This window comes from Mucilaginibacter sp. P4_E8 (genome assembly GCF_056401495.1).
This window is the reverse complement of the sequence record NZ_JBFUJG010000297.1, coordinates 1-2,545: the sequence shown is the minus strand read 5'-3', so window position 1 is coordinate 2,545 and position 2,545 is coordinate 1. Positions and strand designations below refer to the sequence as shown.

Sequence of the window (2,545 nt, the reverse complement as noted above, 5' to 3'; positions counted from 1 at the left end):
ATATAAGTTAATTAATAATTAATATCCCGGTACTCCGATCACTAATTATTATTTAACTATTTATAGGGATAGCCCTTAATTGTATTACCGTTAGTATAGATGGAAAGAATGATTAACAGACAAAGAAAACGAGCTTTAAATTTAATTAGATGCCATAAAAACGTGGAGATCTTGCATTTGATCAGATCGGCAAAAATGAAAATTGACTATCTGAGAAATGAGCTCTGGACAACGCCGAGCCCCAAATTTATCAGTTATTTCAATGGCGAAGTGTCTGTTATTAATGGGTTTACCAAACACCAGGCCGCAATAATTGAACTTGAAGAATTGATTACAGCCATTGAAAGAGCTGAGTTAAACTTCAAAGATTATCATCATCGTTTAGATACCTTATTAAATCAAATCAATGCCATTAGCTCTCAATAATTAACAATTAAAAAAATAACAAGCCGGCCAGCCGCGTGTTTATCATTAATGATAAACGCGCCTTTAGCAATAAGTTATTGATGCTAATCTCTCTCAAGATATTAATTTCAGGTCGTTTAATGATATTTTAATTTTGCCAATTACTTCGGCTGGTTTAATTTGTTTCATACAGATATTATCATCACACACCAGTTTTCCACAGCCTGTGCCGTAATCACAGGGAACCTCTTTGTTTAAGAGCAATATCTGATCTTCAAAAAAACTAAATGGTTTCCATACTTCTTTATTTACTGTACCACTAAAAAGTATAATGACTTTCTTTTTCAGTAAAGCAGCGATATGTGAAAATCCTGAATCCAAGCCCAAAAATAAACTGCACTTTTTTAATACGTAGATTGATTGAAGAATAGAATATTTGCCAATGCATGTAATCACATTTGGCATTTCAGAAATGGTTTTAAGCTGTTCAACTGTCAGGTCCTGGTTTAAACCCAAAACATAAACAGGTATTTCTTTTGATGCTGCTGCAATTGTTTCTAAAAAAAACTCAACCGGCCATTTCCTGGCCTGGGCACCTGTACCAATATGAACCACCAGAAACTGGCTTGGGAAAATATGATCAGTTATTTCATCATAAGGCATATCCTCCTCGCTCCAGTAATCAGATAAATGATTTTCTGGTAATTTTAAGTAGCTAAAAAGCGGATTAAGCAACCCAGAAATATGACCTTTATGGTCAAATGGCAAAACTACATCCAAAAGGGCCCCGCCTCCACCAACATCATAGCCAAGAAACAGTTTTTTACGAGTAAAAAAACGTATAAAAAAGTTATTTCGCAGATCTCCCCTTACATCATAAATCAAATCTGTTTTTATTTTATTTAACTGGTTAATATAACCTAAATAGGATACCTTATTATTCCTTGCAAAATAGGGCGCATCTGCAACACTTACGGAGTCAACGTATTTCAACCGGCTTGCAATATTAAAATTTTGACTACTTACCAATAAGTTGATATGGTAATTAGTATTACATTTCAGCGTTTTTAAGGCCGGCAAAAGGAGTATCATATCACCGATATGGGCAAGCTGAGTAATAGTTATTTTATTAATAGTTTGTTCGGTAAACTTTTTTTCTGTCCCTCTCCATAGTGTATATAATAACTTATCAATCAGTTTAATTTTGCTCACAGTTTTCCCGGATGTATTGGGATAAAATCTATACTTTATATCTTTCATTTTAAGGTAGTTTTCATAACATTTTTAAACCATGGTTCGTATAACAGGTGGGCCTTACAAAATTTATTATTGAGGGTTTTTTTTCGCTGTAACAAGCTTTTATTAAGCGTTTTACAGCGACAAGGAGAAGGTATATTCAGATTTAGCTATCCAAAATTCACCTTAAAGGTGTTTGGGAAATTATAATCTTTGAACCGTTAAGGCAACGGGAATTTATAATTCCAACGGCTAACTTGGGCAAGTTGCCTGGTATTTTATTTAATTGGCTGATCCGGGATCTGCTGATTTCGAATTTTTTCAATTATTGATGTAGAGGAATATCCACTAACAAAATCAATTGTTTTTACCTCGCCCCCGTTAGCCATAATTTCTTTGGCGCCAACAATACTATCAACTGAATAATCGGCTCCCTTAACCAAAATATCGGGTTTAAGCTTAATTATTAAATTAAGTGGATCGTCTTCATTAAATATTACTACAGCATCTACAAAAAATAATGAAGCCAATAATGCAGCTCTGCTGTTTTGGTCATTAACCGGTCGGCTTTCACCTTTTATGCGCTTAACCGAACTATCCGCATTGAGGCCGACAATGAGTTTATTGCCCAGCCCGGCTGCTTTTGCAAGGTATGTAAGATGGCCTATGTGGAGCAAATCAAATACTCCATTTGTAAAAACTACCCTTTCACCTTTATGCTGCCAACTTTGCAGCCGCAGTGTGAGGGAATTGACGTCCTGTATCTTATCCAGCAATATTTGCTCAAAGCTTATCTGCATGGTTATTAAAACAAATCGTCAACAGCCTTACAAAGTATGTGACCTATCAATATGTGCATTTCCTGGATACGGGCAGTGGTATTTGACGGAACGACGATATGTAC

General features: G+C 35.2%; 3 protein-coding genes. 1 reads left to right on the top strand and 2 read right to left on the bottom strand.

Features of this window, described 5'->3' with window-relative positions:
* Positions 1-195 precede the first annotated feature (195 nt).
* On the top strand, positions 196-426 hold the full coding sequence (locus AC1DRQ_RS30675; RefSeq protein WP_477429789.1) for a hypothetical protein: 231 nt from the start codon (positions 196-198) through the stop codon (positions 424-426).
* 93 nt (positions 427-519) lie between these two features.
* Here the strand turns inward: AC1DRQ_RS30675 and AC1DRQ_RS30670 are convergent, their stop codons facing one another.
* Both AC1DRQ_RS30670 and rfaE2 read right to left on the bottom strand, forming a co-directional pair.
* Positions 520-1,665: a glycosyltransferase family 9 protein gene (locus AC1DRQ_RS30670; protein WP_477429787.1), complete on the bottom strand. Its 1,146-nt coding sequence runs from the start codon at positions 1,663-1,665 to the stop codon at positions 520-522.
* A 254-nt stretch (positions 1,666-1,919) separates the two neighbouring features.
* Positions 1,920-2,441 (bottom strand): D-glycero-beta-D-manno-heptose 1-phosphate adenylyltransferase, encoded by a 522-nt coding sequence (rfaE2, locus tag AC1DRQ_RS30665; RefSeq protein ID WP_477429785.1) that lies wholly within the window; start codon positions 2,439-2,441, stop codon positions 1,920-1,922.
* Positions 2,442-2,545: the final 104 nt, after the last annotated feature.

Bases quoted from the DNA above. Each gene is read 5' to 3' on its own strand.
- rfaE2 (WP_477429785.1), bottom strand. From the start codon at position 2,441: ATGCAGATAAGCTTTGAGCAAATATTGCTGGATAAGATACAGGACGTC.
- AC1DRQ_RS30675 (WP_477429789.1), top strand. From the start codon at position 196: ATGAAAATTGACTATCTGAGAAATGAGCTCTGGACAACGCCGAGCCCC.
- AC1DRQ_RS30670 (WP_477429787.1), bottom strand. From the start codon at position 1,665: ATGAAAGATATAAAGTATAGATTTTATCCCAATACATCCGGGAAAACT.